We start from the raw sequence: 23,717 nt of genomic DNA on the forward strand, positions 1-23,717 counted from the left end.
TTATAATAGTGTCGTGATGTAATTACAACACTTAAAAATATATAAAGGAGGACTAACAATGATTAGACCAATTTTGAATGCAGAAGAGACGATAAAAGGAGCGAAAATTCTAGTTAACCAAAAACCTTATTTTCTCTATATTGAGGAGAATGGGAGTCGTAAAAAAACAGAAACAGTAGCTGGGTATTCTTATGAATGTGTAGCAATAGAAAAACAGTTTGAACGTTTTAATGTAAAGATTGAACACTCTAAACCTCTTTTCCAAGATTCTAAAGCAATTCCTCAGAACTGTTTAGTTGAATTTATTGGGTTGACAGGTAGTGCCTATGTGGCTGGAGATAGTTACAAGTATGTAGCTTGTTCTTTCAAAGCAGAGGGGATTGAGGTTGTTGATGATGAATAGTAATTATAAGATAATAACCGCATTTTCTAAGTCTCCGATTCTGTTGAGGAAAAGAATTTTATTGTTCATAACACTGGTACTGACCTTAGTTTTAATTTTTCAGTATTTCTTGAATACAGAATACATTTTTTTGACTGTATTCTTTGCAACAGTAACTATCTTATGTGTGGGATTTGTTTTTTATAGATACAAAGTTAGTTTGAACTATAAAATCAGGAAATTCATTGTTCATAATAACCTTTACAACGATGATATATCTGCTGAAATTGGCTACTTAGTTACCGATGAGCAAATTCTTATTCGCTTCAAAAAAAATGCTGACATATTCACTAATAAATCTAGTCAATTTGCAAATCATTTTCAAGCTCTACTAGATTTACCTTTGCAGGACATTGTAAATAATAATACTTATTGTGAGTATATATTTGACCGTTTTCCTGATAATAGGTTAGATTTTTCTTCTCGAGAAGTCCTAAATAATACTATTAAGTTTACAGAAAAAATTTCAATGGAGTTCTCCAGACCTTGCCATACGTTAATATGTGGTTCGACTAGTTCTGGCAAAACTTACCTTGTAAGTATGTTAATACTTGATTATTTAAGGATAAAAGGTAAAGGCGGAGGCTGTGATATATATGTATGTGACCCAAAATCGGCAGATTTAGCTATCATTTGTCGAAGAATAGACTTGAAGAAATATGGAAAGGTGCAAAATCTTGCTGTATCAGATAACGAAATAGCAAGATTACTAAGAGAAGTTAATGATGAAATGGAACGTAGGTATTCTGAATGGTTTACTGAAGACGAACACTCTTTTGGCAAAACTTGGACAGATATTGACAATGCTAAACCTTTAGTGGTTATCATTGATGAATTTTCGGCTGTCTTATCTGTTGCTAATCCTAAAGTTGCAAAAGAAATTACTGGGTACTTTAATAACCTGCTTCTAAAAGGGCGTATGGTGGGAATAGAGATAGTGTTGATTATGCAACGACCAGACATATCTTCTAATTCAAATAATGGGTTAACCGGGCAGCAAAGAGATCAATTTGGCGTGCGTATTGGTATGGGGAATCTTTCGAGTTATGCAAGGACTATGTTATATGGGCATACTGATAATGAATTCCAGACTGTAAAGGAAATTGGAGCGGGTTATATTATGATTGATGGACAACACACGAAACCAACTTATTTTGAAGCTCCTTTACTGCCACAAAATAGTATGGATTATTTGAATGTTTTGGATAAGGCTATATTAGAGAACATGTCCTAATGGCACTCTAAAAAGTTGTTGATGAGCAAATGCTTTAAGCATTTAAGCGGAGCGACCATCAATAACTTTTTAGGGTCTTCAAAAATCGGAACGAATTTTGATGATTGGCTTGTTTTTAATAAAACAATAAGAGAATCTTGAAAAATCATAGGCGAGGTGGTCGTATGGACGACAGCAAAGATTTTTCAATTCATCCTGATGATTTTGTTACTGTTACACTTATGAATGATATATATGAGGTACAGTATTTACAAAAATCAAATAGGCAAAACAATATCTTGAAGATTGATTCTGACCGATATGTTATAAAATCGACAGGGGAAATCAAATATTATGAACACACAGAAACAAGAAACCAGAGTGAAAACTCAATTAAGCAAACAATGAAAAAATTAAGGTATCTTATAAATGCAAATTTTTCAGGACGAAAGAATGAACTGTGGGCAACATTGACATTCAAAGATACTATCATAGCAAAACAACCATCGTTGATATATAAAGAGTTTAATAAATTTATTAAAAGACTGAATTATAAATATAAAGAAAAATTAGACTATATTGCAATTTTAGAACCACACGGTATAGAGGGTAATGATATTATAAAATGGCATGGATTTCATCTTCATTTATTATTGAAAAGTAGTTCATCTAGTCTATATCTTCCCTATCAAGAGTTTGAATCTATATGGGGGCTTGGGATGTGTAGAATTGAAAGATTGAAAAATATTGATAACATAGGGGCATATTTATCAGCATATTTAACAAATGCCGAACTTTCAGAAGAAAATTCAAGTAAGAAAAAATATGTAAAAGGAAGTAGGTTGTGGTTATATCCTAAAGGAGTTAGAATCTATCGAAAAAGCAAGGGGATACATTACCCTAAAAGAATCAAGATGCCCTATCATTCAGCAAAGAAACTAATAGGGATTGAGCCACATTATACTAAAACTTATAAAATTGAAAATGGTGATTTTGAAAATATCGTAATTTTTGAACAGTATAACAAGAAAAGGAGGTAAGCAATATGCAGACCATAACAAAACATGAACTTCAAAAAATGGGATTCGGGCCATCACAATCAGCCGATATTGTACGTAGAGCTAAGCTATACCTTGTAAATAAAGGTTATGGCTATAGTGTTAGTATCAAATCTTAGACATCTTTTCGTAGAGACAGAAATAAATTAAACTTATCTACGAGAGGATGGATTTTATGACCCGATATGAAGAAAATTTTAAACAGATGATTGTTGAACTAAATCAAACTGGACGTTCTGTTCGAGGGTTGGCGAAAGAATATGGCTTAGCTGAAGCGACGATTTATAAGTGGAAGAATTTATACTTACCTGATCCGTCCACAGGACTAACCGGAAAAGAAGCGGCTGATTTGAGAAAAGAAAATGCTCGTTTGAAAGAGGAACTTGAAATATTAAAAAAAGCCGCAGCCATATTCTCTCGAAAGACCTGAAGTCACTTGTCCGATTCATTGAAAAATGGTGTAAGGATTACACTGTTTCTTTGTTGTGTCGGTTATTAGAAATTCCTAGGAGCGTCTACTATTTTTATAAAAATAAATCGTTAACAGCTACAGAAGTCAGAAATAACCAATTGAAAAAGAAGATTTCAACGATCTTTTTTGATCATAAACAGAGATATGGTGCAACAAAAATCCATCAAGTGTTGCTAAAAGAAGGAATTTCAGTATCTCTTAAGCATGTTCAAAAATTGATGAAACAATTAAATCTAAGGTCAATTGTGGTTAAGAAATACAGACCTCAACGGTCTGTTCAGCCGGTTGTTTTAAAAGAGAACATCTTAAATCAGGACTTTTCTACTAAAACTATCTGTGAAAAATGGGTAGCTGATATCACCTACATTCCAACTAAGAAAAATGGTTGGTGTTACTTATCTTCAATTATGGATTTACACACGAAAAAGATTATTAGCTATACATTTTCTAAGCGAATGACTGTCGATTGTGTGTTACAAACACTCAATCAAGCGAAACAACGGTACCACATTCCAGAAGGAATGATTCTACACACCGATTTAGGTAGTCAATATACAGCAATCGAAGTGGAAAGTTGGCTTGAAAACAATAAAATAAGACATTCCTATAGTCGCAAAGGAACACCCTATGATAATGCAGGAATTGAGTCCTTCCATGCATCATTGAAAAAAGAAGAAGTATACACGACGACTTACTCAGACTTCGAAGAAGCGAATCGAGCACTATTTAGTTACATTGAAGGATTTTATAACCGGAATCGAATTCACAGCTCGATTCACTATCTAACCCCTCAGGAGTTTGAAGAGTTAGCAAAAGAAAAAATGGCGTAACCGTCTCTACTAAAATGTGTCCAAGATATTGACTCAAATCCACTATTACTCTTCTAAACGATTAGGACGTGTTCCGCTATCATCCGTTGAGCATATACTAGGTTTTCCTATTAATACCAAAGAATTAGAGGAAAAGAATCATGCCTAAAATTTCCCATGTATATCAAGATAAAAAATCTGGATTGTGGTATTTTGTGGCTAGTTTAGGTTACGACGAACATGGGAAACGACTCCAGCATTGGGGACGAGGATATAAAAATCAACTAGAGGCTAAAAAAGGTTATGAAGCCTATATGAATGATTTTTCTGATTCAGCAGTTAAGAAAAATTCAACTATGTCGTATAGAGAATTTTACGAAACTTATTTCAAGCCAGACTATAAACAATCAGTCAAACCACAGACGTTTGAAAGTAGATTGTCTTCAATGGAAATTCATTTGAAATATTTTTTTAATCGTAAGTTGAGAGATATATCTGCTCCAATGGTCAAGAAGTGGCAAAATAATCTTTCGTCTAATTATTCATCTGGTTATGTAAGAGCCATACATGGACTATTTCAAAAGAGTCTAGACCTTGCAGTAAAACTAGGATTATTACAAAAAAATATTGCAAAACAAGTTGGAAATGTAAAAAAAGTAAGGCAAAAAGTGGACTTCTGGACAAAAGACGAAGCTGAGAAAGTATTTTCAACATTTGATTTACAAGATTATTATGATAGATTTGCCTTTACTCTTATTTATGCCCTTTTCATGACAGGGCTTAGAATTGGGGAGGCTCAAGCTCTACAATGGGAAGATATTGATTTTGTTGAGAAAACTTTAGAAGTTAATAAGAATATGTATTATAAAACATCTAATGAATTTTATATAACTGAGCCAAAAACATTAGCTAGTAACAGAGTTATAGCTCTTGATGATACAACTTTACAATATTTGAGTGAGTGGAAGGAAATTCAAGAAAAAAATATTATTACTAATTTTGTTTTCTCCTACAATGGATTACCAACCAACAAAAGTGCAACAAGCCATATAATTACACGTCATTCCAAACTGGCTGGAGTTCATAGAATAAAAACCCATGCTTTAAGACATTCGCACGCTAGTCTATTGATTTCTTTAGGAGAAAATGCTCTTGTAATTCGTGATAGGTTAGGACATGAAGATATTAAAACTACATTAGGAACTTATGGGCATTTGTATCCAAATATGAATCGAGAAGTTGCTAATAAGTTGAATAATATTTTGAATTTTGATAATAGTGATGTAAAAAGAGGAAAAGTTTATAATCAGTTTTGGAAGGAAAAAAGTCTAAAAAATGGTATAATAGGAAGACGTGTAGAACAGTAAGAAAGGAGATTACAAGTGTTACCTAAAAAAATTATTACACCTAAAGTCCCACCTATCAAAATTCAAGGAATAAAAACTAAGTTAGTTCCATTCATTGCTGAATCAATAAAGTGGGATGGTGAAGGAACATACTTTGAACCGTTTATGGGTTCTGGTGTAGTAGGTTTTAATTTAGAGCCTCAGAGGGCTATTTTTAGTGATACCAACCCCTACATCATTCAATTTTACAAAGATATTCAATCAAAGAAGATTACTTCTAAAATAGTTAGAACTTTTTTAGAAAATGAAGCAACTAAACTATCTAGTACACCAGCTGACAAGACCTCTTATTATTATGAAGTCAGAGATAGATTTAACGAAGAACATAGCTCCCTAGATTTTCTATTTTTACAACGTTCAAATTTTAACGGTATGATACGTTTTAATAATAAAGGGAATTATAACGTTCCTTTTGGGCGAAAACCAGAGAGATTTCAAAAAGCATTAATTACAAAAATTGTAAATCAAGTTGCATGGGTTGAAAAAATAATGAAGGGTAAAGATTGGCAATTTATCTGTATGCCCTTTACTGAAGCGTTTAAGATGATGAAAGAAAATGACTTTGTTTATTTAGACCCTCCATATATCGATCGTTATGATGGGTATTACGATTCTTGGAGTGAAGAATATGCAGTATTACTTGCAGAACTTACTCAAAAAGGAAAAGCTGGTTATGCTTTTAGTATGTGGTATGAAAATCAATACAGAAAAAATACACATATGGAAAAATGGACTGACGGGAAGTTATTGACTACTGAACATTTTTATCACTTAGGAGCAAAAGAATCTAATAGAAATAAAATGATAGAAGCTTTAGTAATAAGTGATAAAAATTTGAATTTAGAAGAAGTTTATCACGAACAACAATAAATTCTATTATTCTAAATAAAAAAGGATACAAAGTGTATCCTTTTTTATTATTCACATTCTTTATTTGTTTCAACTGATAAATATTTTTCAAGTCGTGTTAATTGTTCGGTTGATAATTGTTTAGTTTCTTTTCCCCACTCTGTAAATGTCTCTAAGTTATTAAAGAGTTTATCTTTTACTTCTTGAGAATCTTTATATTTAGGAAAATTTTCCCAATAAATATGGAAAAGGTCGTTCCCTAATTTACTAAAAGGACCATTACCATCTTGAAAATCCTTAATTATTTTAGATTTAAAGGTTCCAATATTATCTGTATTTCCACTTCCTTTACTTGTACCAGCTACTTTGTATTTTTCTTGAACAAAATATTCTACATCTTTATAAGCTGGTACTATTGAAGAAATGTCTTCTGATTCTAAATTAACCTTTCTAATACTTTCACCTTCATTCCTTGAATATAGAAAACCTAGAATATAATGCTTATCATAATCACTATAATTACCATCAATATTTTTAGTTCCATTTCTTAAGTAACTAGTAAAACTTCCAGCTGTAAAATTGAACTCTTTAATTTGACCTTGTTTATCAAATTGTCGATAAGTTGTTTTAATATCAAGTGCAATTCTTTTCTTATCAGGTTTCAAGAAATAAAAATCTGGATAGACTGTCTGTTTTTTAGATTCAAACAACTTATATCCTAACTCCTCTGCAACTTCAAGCAAATATGGATATACTATCACTTCAAATAATCGTCCTATTATTTTTGAATCATTTCCAAATGGGAAAACTTCTTTCTTTTCATTTACAAAACCAAGTAAGTCCCAAGCGTTTTTATCATCTATTTTAGGTAATTTTTCAATAATTGTTTTAATAAAAATATCATCACACATCTTATTTCTCCTTTTGTTTGCAAATTGTTTGCGATTATTTTATTAAAGGCTTTGAAACATTGGTTTCAAAGCCGTTTTGTTTATCTTTTCACTACTCCCACTCCACAGTTGCTGGTGGCTTGGAGGTGATATCATACACAATACGGTTGACGTGAGCCACTTCGTTAACGATGCGGACAGAGATTTTTTGCAAGACGTCCCATGGAATCCGGGCGAAGTCAGCGGTCATGCCGTCCACAGAAGAGACTGCCCGGATGCCTACTGTGTAATCGTAAGTCCGGCCATCCCCCATTACGCCCACAGAGCGGATGCCTGGAAGGACGGTGAAGTATTGCCAGATTTCCCGGTCGAGGCCGGCTGCGGCGATTTCTTCTCGCAAGATGGCATCGGATTCCCGGACGATTTCTAGTTTGTCTTCGGTGATTTCCCCTAGGACGCGAATCCCAAGACCTGGGCCTGGGAATGGTTGGCGCCAAACGATGTCATCTGGCATGCCTAATTGAGTTCCTAGCGCCCGAACTTCGTCTTTGAAGAGGGTGTTTAACGGTTCGATTAATTCAAACTGCATGTCTTCTGGTAGGCCGCCGACATTGTGGTGGCTCTTGATGGTTTGAGCGGTTTCGGTACCGGACTCGATGACGTCGGTGTACAAAGTACCTTGAGCTAGGAAGGAGATGCCTTCTTTACCGGCCAGTTTCGTTGCTTCGTCGTCAAATAAGTAGACGAATTCGTTCCCGATGATTTTGCGTTTTTGTTCTGGATCGGAAACACCGGCTAGTTTGCTCAAGAAACGTTCTTTGGCATCAACTCGGATGATGTTCAAGCCGAATTTGCCCCCAAGAGTTTCCATCACTTGGTCGCCTTCGCCTTTGCGCAATAAACCGTGATCCACAAAGATGGAAGTCAATTGATCGCCAATGGCTTTTTGCAAGAGTACCCCAACCACAGAGGAGTCCACACCGCCGGATAGGCCTAAGAGGACTTTTTTATCGCCGACTTGTTGGCGAATTTTGGCGATTTGCATGTCGATAAAGTTGTCCATGCTCCAGTCGCCTTTACAATGACAAATATCAAAAGCAAAGTTCTTCAAGATTTCGTTGCCGTATTCGGAGTTACGCACTTCTGCGTGGAACTGAATTCCGAATTGATTGTCCGTTAAGTTTTGGATAGCGGCAATCGGGCAATCAGCACTGGTGCCGACGATATCAAAGCCAGCTGGTGCTTGGGTAACCAAGTCCCCATGGCTCATCCAGACGATTTGTTTGCTTGGTGTGTTTTGGAAGAGGCGAGCATCGTCACTGATTACTTCCAACTCGGCTTTCCCGTATTCGCGGTTTACTGCGGCTTCGACTTTACCTCCCAAACGGTCGGTTAAAAGTTGCATCCCGTAGCAAATCCCTAAGATGGGGATTCCAAGTTTGAAAATTTCTTCGTCGATACCAAAAGCACCTTCGTCATAGACGCTGTTTGGTCCGCCGGAAAGGATGATTCCTTTAGGATTGATGGCTTTGACTTCTTCAGCGGTGATGCGGTGGCTCAGCAGTTCGGAAAAAACCCCGAATTCCCGGATTCGACGGGTAATCAGTTGGTTGTATTGAGAACCGTAGTCCAATACGATGATTTTTTCCACGTTCGGCATATTGTCAACGTTTGTCACAAGTAATCCCTCGATTCATAAATTTTATTTATTGCAATGGGCACAAGGCCCAGTACAGCAGACTCAGTATTTCCGTAGGTAGATCTCATCAATCAAATGGTGTTTGATTTTATGAAGAATTATATCCGCTCGACCGCGAGTAGGCAAGATATACTCTTGTAAATTCTTCAAATTAACATTTTCCCAAACTCCTCGCGCCATATCCAAGGCTTCCTTCCGATCCCCAATAGCGAATTGGTAGTAATAATTGGAAGGATCCAAAAAGGCGGTGTCCAAAAGTTGTTCGAAGCGTTCCAAGTACCAGTACTCGATTAAGTTAGGATCCGCGTCCACGAAGATCGAAAAGTCGAAGAAATCGCTGACGTAAATCTGTTGGTTTTGGGGGAGTTGCAAAGTATTGATTCCTTCTACAATCAAGATATCCGGCTGATCAATGATGTCGTATTGTCCTTCCACGATATCGTAAACCGTATGAGAGTAAGTAGGCACCGGAATATTGGGTTTACCGGATTTGACTTCGTTTAGAAACTGGATCAAGCGTTCCATGTCGTAGCTTTCTGGGAAGCCTTTGCGATCCATGATTCCTCGTTCTTGGAGGATTTTATTTGGATACAAAAAGCCGTCCGTGGTGATCAATTGCACGTCTCGTCGGGAAAAAAGCCGGGAGAGTAAGGTTTGTACTAGGCGGGCCGTAGTGGACTTGCCCACGGCCACCGAACCGGCAATGCCGATGATAAAAGGTGGTGTCTTAACGTAGCGGTGTAAAAAGAGGCCTTTACTCAAGGTTAGGGATTCGGCTTCTTTCATATATAGGTGAATCAAATGACACAAGGGAATGTAGACGTCTTCTACATCCTGCATGGAAATGCGGTCATTGAGACTCTTGATATTGTCCAGTTCCTCTTGGGTCAAAGGCGTGTTGCCACTGCTGTAAAAGTGTTGCCACTCTTTTCTGGGAATCCGGTAGTAATTCATATTTTCAGACATCTTTTTGCTCCTAGCTGTCGGAAGTATCCGGTGAAAATTCACACGGAACCAGTTTACCATAAAACCGCCATAAATGGGCTGAAGAGGGCAAATAAATGCAGGAAAGAACGGTCCGTGCTACTATGATACTGGAGCGTCTTGTGACGAGTGGACAAAATCCAACGTAGGCAACAAGCGTAAAACGGAGAAAGAAGGAGTTACAATGAAAAAAATAGTCGTAATTGGCGACAGTATCGCAGCGGGGATGTACCAAGGAGCAGTCAGCAGTATTTTGGATGATTTTATCACCGATGAACTAACCGGCATGGGTTTTCCCGGCTATGAAGTGATCAACTTAGGTCGCCCGAAAGAAGGCAGTCCGGAAGTCGCAGCTCGCATTGAGGAAGCAGTGGCCGCTGACGCCGACTTTGTGGTCATCAATGTAGGAATCAATGACGCTTTGAACCGGCCAGAACAAGTGGCTACGTACAAAGCAACCATGGAAGCCATGGTCAAAAAATTTGATCCAGAAAAAGTCATTTTAATGGGCTTAGGCGTCGTGGACCGTGAAAAGAAACCGGCTGCCGATCCTGCCGTCTTGCAATTGTTCAATGAAAACTTGAAGGCCATTGCACTAGCTACCGGGGCGAAATTCATCGATATGTACCATCATGAAATGGTCTATCCAGCACCTTTGGAATTTATCTCTGAAGATGGTTTACATCCGTCTAAATTCGGGTATCATCTATATGGAGGCTTAATCGCCCGAGATATTAAAAACAAATTGATTGGATAAACACTATGACGAATCATTATTACTCTGAAAAACCAGACTTAGCCCACGACTTTGTGGAGTGGGACTTTGAATTAAAGGGCAGTCGCTTCCATTTTGTGACGGATAGTGGCGTCTTCTCCCGCGGTACCGTGGACTATGGTTCCCGGGTTTTGGTGGAAAACTTCACGGATGCTGACTTACCGGCAGGTCCTCTTTTGGATGTGGGGTGCGGCTATGGTCCCATTGGTCTGTCTTTGCAAAAAGCCACCGGGCGCCAAGTGGAAATGATCGACATCAATGAACGAGCGGTAGACTTAGCTCAGAGAAATGCCCAAAGAAACCAAATTACGGCAGTGGATATCCACCAGTCGAATTTGTATCAGGAGGTACATGAAGCGCCTTTTGCCGCTATTGTATCCAATCCCCCGATTCGTGCGGGGAAAACTGTGGTTCATGAGATTCTCACCGGGGCTGAAGGTTTGTTACTTCCCGGGGGGAGCTTGACCGTGGTCATTCAGAAAAAGCAAGGGGCACCTAGCGCAAAGAAAAAAATGCAGGAAGTTTTTGGCAACTGCGAAATCGTAACCAAAGACAAAGGTTATTACATTCTGCGTAGCGTGAAAAACTAATTCAATCAGACAGCGTTCTTTCTCTTGAGAACGCTGTTTTTTTGTGGCAAATTTTGCTACACTGAGGCTGAGTAGGTCCTTCTGTAGGTAAGGGATCACTACGGCTGTGTAGGTGCAGCAGACCGTTTTCTGGGAGGAACGCCAAGTGAAATTGACCATTAAGCAAATCGCCGCCATGGCAGGGGTATCGGTGACCACCGTGTCGCAGATTTTGAATAATAAAGGGGCACGCTTTAGCCAAGAAACCAGAGATCGGGTCTGGGCGATTGTCAAAGAGCACAATTACAAGCCGGATTTTTTTGCCTCCAATTTGATTAACCGTAAATCAAAGACCGTGGGAATGATTATCCCGGATATCACGGATTACTTCTTCTCCAAAATCGTGGAAGGTGCAGAGCAATATTTTAATGCTTTGGGATATATGGTGGTGCTGTGTAATTCGCAGCAGAGTCAGGAAAAGGAAATCAACTATTTAGAAGAATTGCGCCATCGCTCGGTAGATGGGGTCTTGTTTGCCACGCCTCATTTATTACCTCCAGAGTACAGTGTAAAGAGTCCTTATTTTCAAAAGATGCCCATGATTTTAATCGACCGGGGCATCAACCAGCGAGAAGGGGGGCGGCTGATTGTTAAAGAGTATGAGGGGGCGTATCAGGCGGTGCGCTATCTGATCGAACAAGGACACCGGGAAATCGGGATGTTAAAGGAAAATACCGGCTATTATCAATTAGAAGAGCGCTTCAATGGCTATCGGGATGCCTTAAAGGATGCCGGGATTCCCTTTAAAGGACGCTTGGTGACCAGTGGCAATCTAACGGTTCCTGGAGGTTATCGGGCTGCCAAGCAACTCCTGCAACAACAAGAAGTCACTGCAATTTTCTGTGGCAACGATGCCATGGCAATCGGTTGTTATCAAGCAATTTACGAGATTGGCAAACAGGTTCCAGGGGATATTTCCGTGGTGGGCTTCGATAATTTGAACCTGACCCAATACATTACCCCGCCCTTGACGACTATTGAGCAACCAAGTTTTGAAATTGGTTTTTCGGCAGCGAAGTTTTTAATCGATGCCATTGAGTTTCCAGAACGGCGAATTCCGAATAAAGTCTTTGATACTAAATTAATTATTCGTGAGAGTGTGCAGATGCGTACAAAGGGCTAAGTCCTTTGTAAATCCATAGTTGTAAGCGCTATTATTTTCGGGTATAATTAGGTAAACTGTTTTACTAAAGTGGTTTACTGAAAGGCTATTTCCTGTATAATAGCACCGAAGATTAGGAGGCAAAACCCATGCGCATGGTGGATTTAATCGAAAAAAAACGGGACGGTAAGGCATTGTCCCAAGCAGAGATTCAGTACATTATTGCTAATTACACGAACGAGACGATTCCTGACTATCAAATGAGTGCATTGCTTATGGCGATTTACTACGAGGATATGACGGACGAAGAGATTATCCAGTTGACCTTGGCTATGGCTCACTCAGGAGAAGTCATCGACCTGTCTTCCATTGAGGGCATCAAGGTGGACAAGCATTCGACTGGTGGCGTGGGGGATACCACGACTTTGGTTCTGGCTCCTTTAGTGGCGGCTGTGGGGGTACCTGTGGCGAAGATGTCTGGTCGTGGCTTGGGCTTTACCGGGGGGACTTTGGACAAGCTGGAGTCGATTCCCAGTTTTCAAATCGAGATTGCCGATGAGGATTTCATCCGCATTGTGAATGAAAGCAAAGTGGCGGTGATTGGTCAGTCCGGAGATTTGGCACCGGCGGACAAGAAACTGTATGCCTTGCGAGACGTGACGGCCACGGTTAGCTCGATTCCCTTGATTGCCAGCTCCATTATGAGCAAAAAAATCGCGGCAGGAGCCGATGCCATCGTTTTAGACGTGACTACCGGTGAAGGAGCCTTTATGAAGGACTTGACCCAAGCGAAGCGTCTGGCAGAAACCATGGTTCGGATTGGCAAGCTAGCCAAGCGGCAAGTGATGGCCGTAGTTTCCGATATGTCCCAGCCTTTAGGGGAAGCCGTGGGCAATGGCCTGGAAGTGGTGGAAGCCATTGAAACCTTGCAAGGTCATGGTCCGGCAGATCTTTTGGAAATGTGTTATATCCTTGGCGCCCAAATGGTGGTCTTGGCCAAAAGAGCGGAAAACCTCACGGAAGCTCGAGAATTGCTAGAAGAAGCTTTGACGTCTGGTCGTGCTTTGGAAAAATTCAAAGAAATGATCACAAACCAAGGGGGCGACGCCAGTGTGGTGGACCAGCCGGAACGCTTGGTGACGGCGAAGTACCAAATCGAACTTCCAGCAAAAGAAGCCGGGGTCGTAACAAAACTTGTGGCCAATGAAATCGGCGTAGCGGCCATGCTACTAGGTGCCGGCCGACAAACCAAAGAAGATACCATTAACTATGGTGTGGGCTTGAAACTACACAAGAAGATTGGTGATGCGGTGGCTGTGGGAGAATCTTTGGTGACGATTTATGCGGATTCAAAAGAGGTCACCGAGGTCAAAGAACGGCTCTACAAAAATATCGTGATCGGGGCTTCCGCCGTGGAGCCACCGTTGATTCATGATATCATTACAGAATAAGGAGTGATGGAAAAATGGAATTAAACCGAATGATGGATCACACAATTTTAAAAGCAGACGCAACAGAACAAGATGTCTTGCAAGTGATTGAAGAAGCGAAGGAATATCATTTTTACTCCGTCTGCATCAACCCAACATGGGTGAAGCTGGCAGCGGAAAAATTGGCGGGAGAACCAGTAGCCGTATGTACCGTGATTGGCTTCCCTCTAGGAGCGAATACCTCAGAGGTCAAAGCCTATGAAACGACAGATGCCATCAACAATGGGGCTGATGAAGTCGACATGGTGATCAATGTAGGTGCTCTAAAATCGGCACAATACAAGAAGGTTCAACAAGATATCGAAGCCGTAGTTGCGGCAGCGAAGGACCGGGCATTGGTGAAAGTCATCATCGAAACGGCTCTTTTAACCAAAGAAGAAATCGTCAAAGCTTGTGAACTCGCTCAAGCAGCTGGGGCCGACTTTGTCAAAACCTCCACCGGCTTTTCCACTAGCGGGGCCGCTGCAGCAGACGTAAAACTTATGCGGGAAACCGTGGGATCATCCATGGGTGTCAAAGCCTCTGGAGGCATTCACAGTGCCCAAGAAGCTATGGCGATGATCGAAGCTGGAGCCAATCGTTTAGGTACCAGTGCCAGCGTGGCAATTATCACTGGAGCTAAAGGCGAAGGATATTAAGAGGAAGTAGCGATGAAAGCACAGCAGGAATGGATTGATATTGCAGTTTCCGCCTTGGATCGAGCTTATGTGCCTTATTCCCACTTTCCTGTGGGGGCCTGTTTAGTTTCCGCCGATGGAGCGGTTTACCAAGGGATTAACATTGAAAATGCTTCTTTTGGTTTGACCAATTGTGCGGAGCGAACGGCCTTTTTTAAGGCGATTTCGGAAGGCAAACGAGATTTTGTACATTTAGTGGTCGCCGGACATACACCGGCACCCATTTCTCCTTGTGGGGCTTGTCGTCAAGTGATGGCGGAGTTTTGTACCCCAGAGATGCCTGTGACCCTCATTGGGGACGCAGGGGTTATCAAGGAGACGACCGTGGGAGATTTACTCCCATACTCATTTACCAACCAAGATCTTTAAACTAGGATTCACTCGGCGACACTTACTAGTGTAGTGGCCGTTGAATACAATAATTCAACTAGGGGGCTTTACAGAAATGAAAAAAGCGAATGTATGGAAAGTAGGCGCAGTAGTACTGGCAAGTGTCATGGTACTAGGAGCTTGTGGTGGCGGGGGCGGAACTAGCTCTAGCTCAGATACAAAAACGAGCGGTAGCGGCAGCAATGATGCAGCCCACAGCGTAGCCTTAATCACCGATACCGGTGGTGTAGACGACAAATCCTTTAACCAATCTGCTTGGGAAGGTTTACAAGCATGGGGTAAGGAAAATGGTTTGGAAAAAGGTGCTGGCGGTTATAACTACTTCCAATCCGATGATGCTGCCGATTATGCGAACAACATCAACACTGCTGTGACAAATGGGTTCCACACGATTTTCGGGATTGGCTACTTGTTGAAAGACGATATCTCTAGCGCAGCGATGCAAAATCCTGACGTGAACTTTGGTTTGATCGATGATGTGATCGAAGGTCAAGACAATGTAGTATCTGCAACTTTTAAAGACAACGAAGCGTCTTACTTGGCAGGGATTGCTGCAGCTTACACAACCAAAACAAACGCTGTTGGCTTTGTCGGTGGGGAAGAAGGAGCGGTTATCGACCGTTTTGAAGCTGGTTTTGTTAAAGGGGTAGAAGATACCGCTAAAGAATTGGGCAAAGACATCAAAGTAGACGTACAATACGCTGCTTCCTTTAGCTCTCCAGACAAAGGGAAATCAATCGCCGCTTCCATGATTACCAATGGCGCAGACGTGATCTTCCACGCAGCTGGTGGTACTGGGGTTGGGGTCTTTACTGAAGCAATCACAACCAACGAACAAAAAACCGATGCGGAACTAGAAGAAAGCAAAATCTGGGTTATCGGGGTTGACCGGGACCAAGAAGCAGACGGCAAATTCACTTCTAAAGATGGTACTGAGTCTAACTGTACTCTGACTTCTACTTTGAAAGGTGTTGGCGCGGCTGTTCAAGATATCTCGAATAAAGCGATGAACGACAAATTCCCTGGTGGCGAACACTTGGAATACGGTTTGAAAGACGGCGGGGTTGATTTGACACCGGGCGCTGTTTCTGACGAAGGAAAAGCAGCCATCGAAACTGCTAAAAAAGACATTATCGACGGCAAAATCGAAGTACCAGAAACACCAAAAGACTAATGGGTAAATGAGGTCTTGTCTGTTTGACAGGCAAGACCTTTTTTCTTGAAAAGTGCAGATAAGCTGTTCCAGTTAGACCAGCAGCGCTTTTTTTGTAAGGTGTGTTCCTATCCTTATGACAGCTTGTGGGCAATGCCGGCTGTCATAAGGAGGGGATCGCAAGCTCCTTGGTTTGCCCAAATCGTCGGTAAGCGTGTAGAAAGTAAAGGATGTGAGTGAAGTGACGGAAACAACAAAATATGTCATTGAGATGCGGCATATTACCAAAGAATTTGGCCCTTTTAAAGCCAATGATGATATCAATCTGCAAGTGCGTCCCGGAGAAATCCATGCGCTTTTAGGAGAAAACGGCGCCGGCAAGTCCACTTTGATGAATATCCTCTCTGGTTTGTTAGAACCTACAGAAGGAGAAATCCTCATCAATGGTCAAACGGTGAAAATCACCAGTCCCACCGAAGCCAATCGCTTAGGAATCGGCATGGTCCATCAACATTTCATGCTGGTGGATGCTTTTAGTGTGACGGAAAACATCATCTTAGGTAGTGAGCCCCATTCCTTAGGTGTCTTGAATCGGAAGAAAGCTCGGCAAACGATTGAAGAGCTTTCCAGTCGTTATGGTTTAGCCGTGGATCCCGATGCCTTGGTCCGGGATATTTCCGTGGGGATGCAACAACGGGTAGAAATCTTGAAGACTTTGTATCGCGGGGCCGATGTTTTGATCTTTGATGAACCCTCTGCCGTCTTGACGCCTCAAGAAATCGAAGGCTTGATCCAAATCATGAAAGAGCTCGTTGCCGAAGGGAAATCGATTATTCTGATTACCCATAAGTTGGACGAAATCAAAGCCGTGGCGGATCGCTGTACAGTTATTCGTCGAGGCAAGGGTATCGGTACGGTAAACGTAAACGATGTTAGCTCCCAAGAATTAGCAGACATGATGGTAGGACGGTCGGTCTCCTTTAAAACGGAAAAACGCACCGCAACACCAAAAGAAGTCATCCTTTCCGTGGAAAATCTCACGGTTAAGGAAAGCCGAGGCTTAGAAGCGGTGAAAAATCTGAGCTTGGAAGTCCGGGCGGGGGAAGTGCTAGGGATTGCCGGCATCGATGGTAATGGTCAATCGGAATTGGTGCAAGCTATCACCGGATTGCGTAAAGTCGAAAGCGGCAAGATCATGATTGACGGTGAAGACATGACCAATAAGCGCCCGCGCTTTATCACGGAACACGGCGTTGGTCACGTTCCTGAAGACCGGCACAAGTATGGCTTGGTCTTGGATATGTCCTTGTCGGAAAACATGGCGCTACAGACCTATTACCAAGTTCCTATGAGTCAATACGGCGTCTTGAACTACGGGGAGATGAATAGCAAAGCCCGGGAATTGATTCAAGAGTTTGACGTGCGGACTACCAATGAATTGGTACCAGCTAAAGCACTTTCCGGCGGGAATCAGCAAAAAGCGATTATCGCTCGGGAAGTCAGTCGCGACCCGGATCTTTTAATCGTAGCCAATCCGACGCGGGGATTGGACGTGGGGGCGATTGAATTTATCCACAAGCGTTTGATTGAACAACGGGATAAGTTTAAAGCGGTCTTGTTAATCAGTTTTGAATTGGACGAAATCATGAATGTTTCCGACCGTATCGCCGTGCTTCACGGTGGGGAAATCGTCGGGATTGTGGATCCAAAAGAAACCAGTGAAAATGAACTTGGTTTGCTTATGGCAGGGTATTCTCTTGAAGAAGCCCGCGCTGAATTAGAAACGAAAGCAGGTGAGCCAATTGTCTAATACCTCAGAAAAGATTCGCAATCTGTTGGTACCGGTGATTGCCGTCTTGTTAGGCTTTTTAATCGGAGGCATTGTCATGGCCGCATTCGGCTACAATCCGATTGAAGGCTACAGTCAAATGTTTAAAACGGCCTTTTTAAATCCTCAGACCCATCAGATCAATCCCCGCAATATCGGGGAAATCTTCGTGACGGCGGCACCTTTAATCTTTACGGCTTTAGGCTTTTCCGTGGCCAACTCGGCCGGCTTCTTTAATATCGGGCTTTCCGGGCAAGCACTTTGTGGCTGGGTGGCAAGTATTTGGCTAGCCTTGTCCTTGCCGGATGTTCCCAAAGGTCTTTTAGTTCCCGTGGTTTTGTTAGTGGGGGCACTAGCCGGCGCTTTGGCGGCGGCCGTTCCCGGAGTTTTACGAGCGTTGTTTGGCACCAGTGAAGTAATCGTGACGATTATGATGAACTACATCATCCTATATGGGGCCAATCATATCGTGACTCATGTTATGAGTAAAGACTTGATCAGTAACACCGGGAAAACCAAGTTGGTAGGGCAAAACGCCACCTTGCAAACGGAATTCTTGCGTAACTTGACCCAAGGTTCTCGCTTGAATATCGGGATTTTTCTAGCACTGATTTTTCTAGTTTTGACTTGGTTTTTGATGAAGAAAACCACTCTTGGTTTTGAAATTCGCTCTGTGGGCTTGAACCCAGATGCTTCCGAGTATGCCGGTATGAGTAGCAAGCGGACGATTATTTTCTCCATGGTGATTTCCGGTTTCTTAGCCGGCCTCGGGGGCGTAATCTACGGTCTTGGGACCTTCCAGTATTATTTCAGTCAAGGATCTTCTTTAAGTATCGGGTTTGATGGCATGGCGGTTTCCTTGTTAGGTTCCGGTAGTTCCATCGGTATCTTGCTTTCCGCCTTGTTGTTCAGTGTCTTGAAACTAGGAGGCGCGGGGATGCAGATGATTAATATTCCTTCTGAATTGGTGGATGTGGATATTGCCATTATTATCTTCTTTGTGGGAATTAGTTTTGTGATTCGCTTTGTCTTGGCCAAATTCTTTGGCAACAAGCGACAAGTCGCTGTGGTGGAAGAAATCGAAACCAAACCAAGTGACCAAGACCAGGAAGGAGGCGTGCTCTAATGGATATGAATCAAATTGCTTCAATCATTACGCAAACCTTGATTTACTCCACGCCGCTGATTTTGACCGCATTAGGAGGCGTCTTCTCCGAGCGTAGTGGGATCGTCAACGTGGGCTTGGAAGGAATCATGGTCATCGGGGCTTTCACTGCGGTGGTCTTCAACTTGGAAATGGCAGATACCTTTGGGGCAGCCACTCCTTGGTTGGCCATTATCGTGGCTGGGTTAGCCGGTGTGCTGTTTTCCTTATTGCATGCATTGGCGACGGTGAATTTTCGCGCGGATCATATTATCAGTGGTACCGTGATGAATATGTTGGCGCCGGCTTTGGCCATTTTCTTGGTAAAAGTAATGTACGGTAAAGGACAAACAGATGGGATTACCCGCCGTTTGGGATACTTTACCGTTCCCGGTCTGGAAAAAATTCCGGTGTTGGGTCCATTGCTCTTTAAGAACACCTTTTTACCAGCGTACTTTGCGATTCTGGTAGCGGTATTGGCTTGGTTTGTGATCTTTAAGACGAAATTCGGTTTGCGCTTGCGCTCCGTGGGGGAACATCCCCAAGCAGCGGACACATTAGGGATCAATGTTTACCTTATGCGCTATGCCGGAGTTTTGATTTCCGGTTTTCTAGGCGGTATGGGGGGAGCAATCTTTGCGCAATCCATCTCCGGCCGGTTTGCCATTACCACGATTGCCGGACAAGGGTTTATCTCCATGGCGGCGATGATTTTTGGGAAGTGGAATCCTTTAGGAGCTATGGGGGCCGCGATTTTCTTCGGCTTTGCCCAAAATATCAGTATCGCCGGGAAAAATATCCCCGTGATTTCCTCTATTCCAGACGTGTATTTGCAAATTGCACCTTATGTTTTGACGATTGTCGTCTTGGTGTTATTCTTAGGGAAAGCCTCTGGTCCTAAGGCAAATGGGACCAACTATATCAAATCTAAATAAGCAACACAAATTAAGGGTGGGACTAAGGGACATTGTTGCTTTGTTCTGCCCTTTTGTAAAAAAAAGAAAGAGGGTTGCGAGATGTTTAAACGTGTACATTTGATTGTCATGGATTCAGTAGGGATTGGCGAAGCGCCGGATGCAGATCGTTTTGGTGATGTGGGAGCGGATACCCTAGGCCATATTGCGGAACAAGCGGGGCTAAACATTCCCCACTTGGAAAATCTAGGCCTCGGGACGATTCGACCACTGGCTGGCGTGGCTAGTGTGGCGGATCATCAAGGCTATGCTACAAAATTGGAAGAAGTCTCCGTGGGGAAAGACACGATGACCGGCCACTGGGAAATCATGGGCTTGAATATCCAAAAACCGTTTCGGGTCTTTCCTGATGGCTTCCCTGAAGAATTACTCAAACAAATCGAGGACTTCTCTGGTCGGAAAATCGTCTGCAACAAACCATATTCCGGTACTGAAGTCATTAAAGATTACGGGGAACATCAAATGAAAACCGGGGACTTAATCGTCTACACTTCGGCGGATCCCGTGTTGCAAATTGCCGCTCATGAAGAAATCATTCCTTTAGACGAGTTGTATCGCATTTGCCAATTCGCTCGGGATATCACCAAAGATGATCCTTACATGATTGGTCGAATTATCGCCCGTCCGTATGTAGGAGAACCAGGAAACTTCACTCGGACCAGCAATCGCCATGACTATGCTTTGGATCCATTTGGCAAGACAGTCTTGGATTCATTGAAAGACAATGGCAAAGACGTGATCGCCGTGGGGAAAATTAACGATATCTTCAACGGTCAAGGGATCACTGCAGCAGTGCGGACAAAGAGTAACATGGATGGGGTCGACAAGCTATTAGACGTGATGAAAGAAGACTTTACCGGTTTGAGCTTCACGAACTTGGTGGACTTTGATGCTTTGTATGGTCATCGCCGGGATGTAGTAGGCTATGCCCATGCGATTGAAGACTTTGACTTGCGCTTGCCGGAAATCTTGGCAGCCATGGAAGAGGATGATCTGCTGATGATTACCGCAGACCACGGGAATGATCCAACGTTCCCAGGAACCGACCACACCAGAGAATACGTGCCATTGTTGGTTTATAGTAAGCAACTTCAAGGGCAAGGACAATTGCCTCAAGGACACTATGCGGATATTTCCGCAACGATTGCAGAAAACTTTGCCGTGCCTGCGACTGAAAATGGCACGAGCTTTTTAGCCGCTTTAAAATAGGAGGGACCTATGACTGGATTGACAAAGAAGGTACAAGAGACATTGAATTATTTACAAGGAGCAGGGATTGGCGCCGTGGACTTCGGCTTGATTCTCGGCTCCGGGCTAGGGGAATTAGCCGAAGAAATCGAAAACCCAGTGCGGGTGCCTTATACGGAGATTCCCCATTTTCCGGTATCCACCGTGGTGGGCCATGCGGGACAATTGGTTTATGGCACCTTAGCCGGCAAGCAAGTCCTGGCTATGCAAGGTCGCTTCCATTACTATGAAGGGTATTCCATGCAAGAAGTGACGTATCCTGTGCGAGTAATGCAAGCTTTAAAGGCTCATTCGCTAATCGTGACCAATGCTTGTGGGGGCGTGAATGAAAACTTTGTGCCTGGGGATTTGATGTTGATCAATGATCAGATCAACTTCATGGGTGCAAACCCGTTAATCGGATCAAATGAAGAGGAATTAGGGCCACGCTTTTCCGATATGAGTCAGGCCTTTACTCCAAGCTATCGTCAAACTGCTCAAAAAGTGGGGGAAAAGTTAGGTTTGACCTTGAAAGAAGGGGTCTACATGGGCTTTTCTGGACCAACTTACGAGACACCAGCAGAGATTCGCTTTGCTCGGACCATTGGCGCCGATGCCGTGGGGATGTCCACGGTGCCAGAAGTGATCGTGGCGGTTCACGGGGGCATGAAAGTCCTAGGTGTTTCCTGCATTACCAATTTGGCTGCTGGGATGCAAGCCAGCTTGAACCACGAAGAAGTAGTAGCGACGACCGAGCGAGTGAAGAGCCAGTTTAAAACACTGGTTAAGGAAACCTTAGCCGCTTTATAAGGACGAAGCACTTTAAGACAGGGAGGAAGAAAAACAGATGAGCGTACACATTGGTGCAAAACCTGGGGAGATTGCAGACAAAATCTTGTTACCTGGGGATCCATTGCGGGCAAAATACATTGCGGAAACCTTTTTAGAAGATGCGATTTGTTACAATGAAGTCCGGGGAATGCTGGGCTATACAGGGATTTACAAAGGAGAACGGGTCTCCGTGCAAGGCACAGGAATGGGGATGCCGTCTGCTACGATTTACGCCCAAGAATTGATTCAATCCTATGGGGTGAAAAAACTGATTCGAGTTGGTACCTGTGGGGCCTTGGCCGAAGAGGTTCACGTGCGGGATCTAGTGATTGCCCAAGGAGCGGCGACTAGCTCTGCCATGGTGCAAAAGAATTTCCACGCATTCCATTATCCACCGATTGCAGATTTTGACTTACTGCTGAAATCCTACGAACTGGCTAAAGCCCGGAACTTTACCGTGCACGTGGGGAACGTCTTGTCAGAAGATACCTTCTACAAGGACGATTTGACCGAAACCATGGAGCTGGCAAAACTCGGCGTTTTAGGCGTGGAAATGGAAGCGGCGGCATTGTATTACTTGGGCGCTAAATTCCACGTACAAGCTTTGGCCATTTGCACTGTGAGTGATCACATCATCACCGGGGAAGAAACTACGGCAGAAGAGCGCCAAACCACCTTCAACGAAATGATCGAAGTCGGTTTGGAAACGGCGATTGCGTAACTTCAGCCAAAATAAACCACAAAAAACCAGCCTCCCATGGGAAGCTGGTTTTTTGTTACGACTATGGAAGTGTCGATTGAGGAAATTCCTCAACAGGCAATCTTATAAGTAGTATTTTTTCGCAACGGTCAAATCGTCGTTTAATTCATAAACAAGTGGTTGACCAGTTGGGATTTCAAGATCCATGATATCATCGTCGGAAATGCCTTCGATGTGTTTTGCTAATGCCCGTAGCGAGTTACCGTGAGCCGCAACCAAGACTGTTTTGTTATCCAACAAAGCAGGTGCGATATGGTCTTGCCAGAAAGGCAATGCCCGTTCCAAAGTAACTTTCAAGTTTTCGCCACCAGGGATATCCCGTGGGTCAAGATCGGCATAACGACGATCTTTAGCTGCAGAACCTTCATCTTCAGGGCTCAAAAGTGGAGGTAGAGTGTCGTAAGAACGACGCCAGATGTGAACTTGTTCATCACCGTATTTTTCAGCAGTTTCTTTTTTGTTTAATCCTTGCAACGCACCGTAGTGACGTTCGTTTAAGCGCCAAGATTTAACAGTTGGTACCCATAATTGATCGGATTCTTCTAAGATGTAGTTACAAGTTTTGATTGCCCGTTTCAAGACAGAAGTGAAGGCTACATCGAATTCGATGCCGGCTTCTTTGATTTTACGGCCGCCTGCTTTGGCTTCTTCAACGCCTTCTGGAGCTAGATCAACGTCAACCCAACCAGTAAATTGATTCAATGCGTTCCATTCACTTAAACCGTGACGAGAGAAAACTAATTTTGGCATGAAAAACTCTCCTTTGTGTTTTCAGATTTCTGAAATTTTCAATTTCTCGTTTATTGTACAATGTTTCCCGGGATATTTCCATTGAAACAGCAAAAAAATGCGACTGGACAAGTGGAAATGTCCAGTCGCTTTCGGTTTTTGTTAAGTGGGATTCCCCAGTGATCG

General features: G+C 42.5%; 25 protein-coding genes. 21 read left to right on the forward strand and 4 right to left on the reverse strand.

Annotated elements, in window-relative coordinates; translation table 11 throughout:
* Positions 1-58: 58 nt before the first annotated feature.
* The 8 genes from I579_RS04470 to I579_RS04500 all read left to right on the forward strand — a co-directional run bounded on the left by I579_RS04470 (position 59) and on the right by I579_RS04500 (position 6,270).
* The gene (locus I579_RS04470) at positions 59-403 is read left to right on the forward strand and encodes a hypothetical protein (protein WP_010754800.1); all 345 of its coding nucleotides are present in this window, start codon (positions 59-61) and stop codon (positions 401-403) included.
* On the forward strand, positions 393-1,676 hold the full coding sequence (locus I579_RS04475; RefSeq protein ID WP_010754799.1) for an FtsK/SpoIIIE domain-containing protein: 1,284 nt from the start codon (positions 393-395) through the stop codon (positions 1,674-1,676). Before I579_RS04470 ends, I579_RS04475 begins: the two co-directional genes overlap by 11 nt.
* 164 nt (positions 1,677-1,840) lie before the next feature.
* Positions 1,841-2,695 (forward strand): rolling circle replication-associated protein, encoded by an 855-nt coding sequence (locus I579_RS12925; RefSeq protein WP_010754798.1) that lies wholly within the window; start codon positions 1,841-1,843, stop codon positions 2,693-2,695.
* A 5-nt stretch (positions 2,696-2,700) separates the two neighbouring features.
* Positions 2,701-2,832 (forward strand): DUF3173 family protein, encoded by a 132-nt coding sequence (locus I579_RS12625; RefSeq protein WP_010754797.1) that lies wholly within the window; start codon positions 2,701-2,703, stop codon positions 2,830-2,832.
* Between the two features lie 56 nt (positions 2,833-2,888).
* Positions 2,889-4,015 (forward strand): IS3 family transposase gene (locus I579_RS04490; RefSeq protein WP_155854775.1). Its coding sequence is split into 2 segments (ribosomal slippage): positions 2,889-3,117 and positions 3,117-4,015, totalling 1,128 coding nucleotides; the frame shifts between segments, so codons are not numbered across the junction.
* A 16-nt stretch (positions 4,016-4,031) separates the two neighbouring features.
* On the forward strand, positions 4,032-4,163 hold the full coding sequence (locus tag I579_RS12630; protein ID WP_233419259.1) for a DUF3173 family protein: 132 nt from the start codon (positions 4,032-4,034) through the stop codon (positions 4,161-4,163).
* On the forward strand, positions 4,156-5,361 hold the full coding sequence (locus I579_RS04495; protein ID WP_010754796.1) for a tyrosine-type recombinase/integrase: 1,206 nt from the start codon (positions 4,156-4,158) through the stop codon (positions 5,359-5,361). Before I579_RS12630 ends, I579_RS04495 begins: the two co-directional genes overlap by 8 nt.
* A 15-nt stretch (positions 5,362-5,376) precedes the next feature.
* Complete coding sequence (locus I579_RS04500; protein ID WP_010754795.1) at positions 5,377-6,270, forward strand: DNA adenine methylase; 894 nt, start codon at positions 5,377-5,379, stop codon at positions 6,268-6,270.
* Between the two features lie 47 nt (positions 6,271-6,317).
* Here I579_RS04500 and I579_RS04505 read toward each other — a convergent pair whose 3' ends face one another.
* The 3 genes from I579_RS04505 to coaA all read right to left on the reverse strand — a co-directional run bounded on the left by I579_RS04505 (position 6,318) and on the right by coaA (position 9,804).
* Positions 6,318-7,160, reverse strand: a complete 843-nt coding sequence (locus I579_RS04505; protein WP_010754794.1) for a type II restriction endonuclease — start codon at positions 7,158-7,160, stop codon at positions 6,318-6,320.
* A 91-nt stretch (positions 7,161-7,251) separates the two neighbouring features.
* Positions 7,252-8,817 carry a glutamine-hydrolyzing GMP synthase gene (gene guaA / locus I579_RS04510; protein ID WP_010754793.1) on the reverse strand — a complete coding sequence of 522 codons (1,566 nt, stop codon included), beginning with the start codon at positions 8,815-8,817 and terminating at the stop codon, positions 7,252-7,254.
* Positions 8,818-8,880: 63 nt separating this feature from the next.
* Positions 8,881-9,804, reverse strand: a complete 924-nt coding sequence (coaA, locus tag I579_RS04515) for a type I pantothenate kinase (RefSeq protein WP_010754792.1) — start codon at positions 9,802-9,804, stop codon at positions 8,881-8,883.
* 202 nt (positions 9,805-10,006) lie between these two features.
* Here coaA and I579_RS04520 point away from each other — a divergent pair, with 202 nt between their 5' ends.
* From I579_RS04520 to deoD, 13 genes are all read left to right on the forward strand, one after another.
* Entirely contained in the window at positions 10,007-10,579 is a 573-nt protein-coding gene (locus I579_RS04520; protein WP_010754791.1) for an SGNH/GDSL hydrolase family protein, read from the forward strand.
* A gap of 5 nt (positions 10,580-10,584) precedes the next feature.
* Positions 10,585-11,187 (forward strand): class I SAM-dependent methyltransferase, encoded by a 603-nt coding sequence (locus tag I579_RS04525; RefSeq protein WP_010754790.1) that lies wholly within the window; start codon positions 10,585-10,587, stop codon positions 11,185-11,187.
* Between the two features lie 145 nt (positions 11,188-11,332).
* Positions 11,333-12,349, forward strand: coding sequence for a LacI family DNA-binding transcriptional regulator (locus tag I579_RS04530; RefSeq protein ID WP_010754789.1), 1,017 nt, complete (start codon positions 11,333-11,335; stop codon positions 12,347-12,349).
* A 128-nt stretch (positions 12,350-12,477) separates the two neighbouring features.
* Positions 12,478-13,779, forward strand: coding sequence for a pyrimidine-nucleoside phosphorylase (locus I579_RS04535; RefSeq protein ID WP_010754788.1), 1,302 nt, complete (start codon positions 12,478-12,480; stop codon positions 13,777-13,779).
* A gap of 14 nt (positions 13,780-13,793) precedes the next feature.
* The gene (deoC, locus tag I579_RS04540) at positions 13,794-14,456 is read left to right on the forward strand and encodes a deoxyribose-phosphate aldolase (protein ID WP_010754787.1); all 663 of its coding nucleotides are present in this window, start codon (positions 13,794-13,796) and stop codon (positions 14,454-14,456) included.
* A gap of 12 nt (positions 14,457-14,468) precedes the next feature.
* Complete coding sequence (locus tag I579_RS04545) at positions 14,469-14,864, forward strand: cytidine deaminase (RefSeq protein WP_010754786.1); 396 nt, start codon at positions 14,469-14,471, stop codon at positions 14,862-14,864.
* A gap of 76 nt (positions 14,865-14,940) precedes the next feature.
* On the forward strand, positions 14,941-16,059 hold the full coding sequence (locus I579_RS04550) for a BMP family lipoprotein (protein WP_010754785.1): 1,119 nt from the start codon (positions 14,941-14,943) through the stop codon (positions 16,057-16,059).
* A gap of 250 nt (positions 16,060-16,309) precedes the next feature.
* Entirely contained in the window at positions 16,310-17,848 is a 1,539-nt protein-coding gene (locus I579_RS04555) for an ABC transporter ATP-binding protein (protein ID WP_034810826.1), read from the forward strand.
* Positions 17,841-18,992, forward strand: coding sequence for an ABC transporter permease (locus tag I579_RS04560; protein WP_010754783.1), 1,152 nt, complete (start codon positions 17,841-17,843; stop codon positions 18,990-18,992). Before I579_RS04555 ends, I579_RS04560 begins: the two co-directional genes overlap by 8 nt.
* The gene (locus I579_RS04565) at positions 18,992-19,945 is read left to right on the forward strand and encodes an ABC transporter permease (protein WP_010754782.1); all 954 of its coding nucleotides are present in this window, start codon (positions 18,992-18,994) and stop codon (positions 19,943-19,945) included. The genes I579_RS04560 and I579_RS04565 overlap by 1 nt, the downstream gene beginning before the upstream one ends.
* Before the next feature lie 81 nt (positions 19,946-20,026).
* A complete protein-coding gene (gene deoB / locus I579_RS04570) occupies positions 20,027-21,193 on the forward strand; it encodes a phosphopentomutase (RefSeq protein WP_010754781.1) in 1,167 nt (388 codons plus the stop codon).
* Between the two features lie 9 nt (positions 21,194-21,202).
* Positions 21,203-22,021, forward strand: a complete 819-nt coding sequence (locus tag I579_RS04575; RefSeq protein ID WP_010754780.1) for a purine-nucleoside phosphorylase — start codon at positions 21,203-21,205, stop codon at positions 22,019-22,021.
* Positions 22,022-22,058: 37 nt separating this feature from the next.
* The gene (deoD, locus tag I579_RS04580) at positions 22,059-22,763 is read left to right on the forward strand and encodes a purine-nucleoside phosphorylase (protein ID WP_010754779.1); all 705 of its coding nucleotides are present in this window, start codon (positions 22,059-22,061) and stop codon (positions 22,761-22,763) included.
* A 102-nt stretch (positions 22,764-22,865) separates the two neighbouring features.
* Here deoD and I579_RS04585 read toward each other — a convergent pair whose 3' ends face one another.
* Complete coding sequence (locus I579_RS04585) at positions 22,866-23,552, reverse strand: 2,3-diphosphoglycerate-dependent phosphoglycerate mutase (protein WP_010754778.1); 687 nt, start codon at positions 23,550-23,552, stop codon at positions 22,866-22,868.
* Between the last annotated feature and the right edge of the window lie 165 nt (positions 23,553-23,717).

The organism is Enterococcus asini ATCC 700915 (assembly GCF_000407365.1).
In the GTDB taxonomy this organism is placed as follows: domain Bacteria; phylum Bacillota; class Bacilli; order Lactobacillales; family Enterococcaceae; genus Enterococcus_C; species Enterococcus_C asini.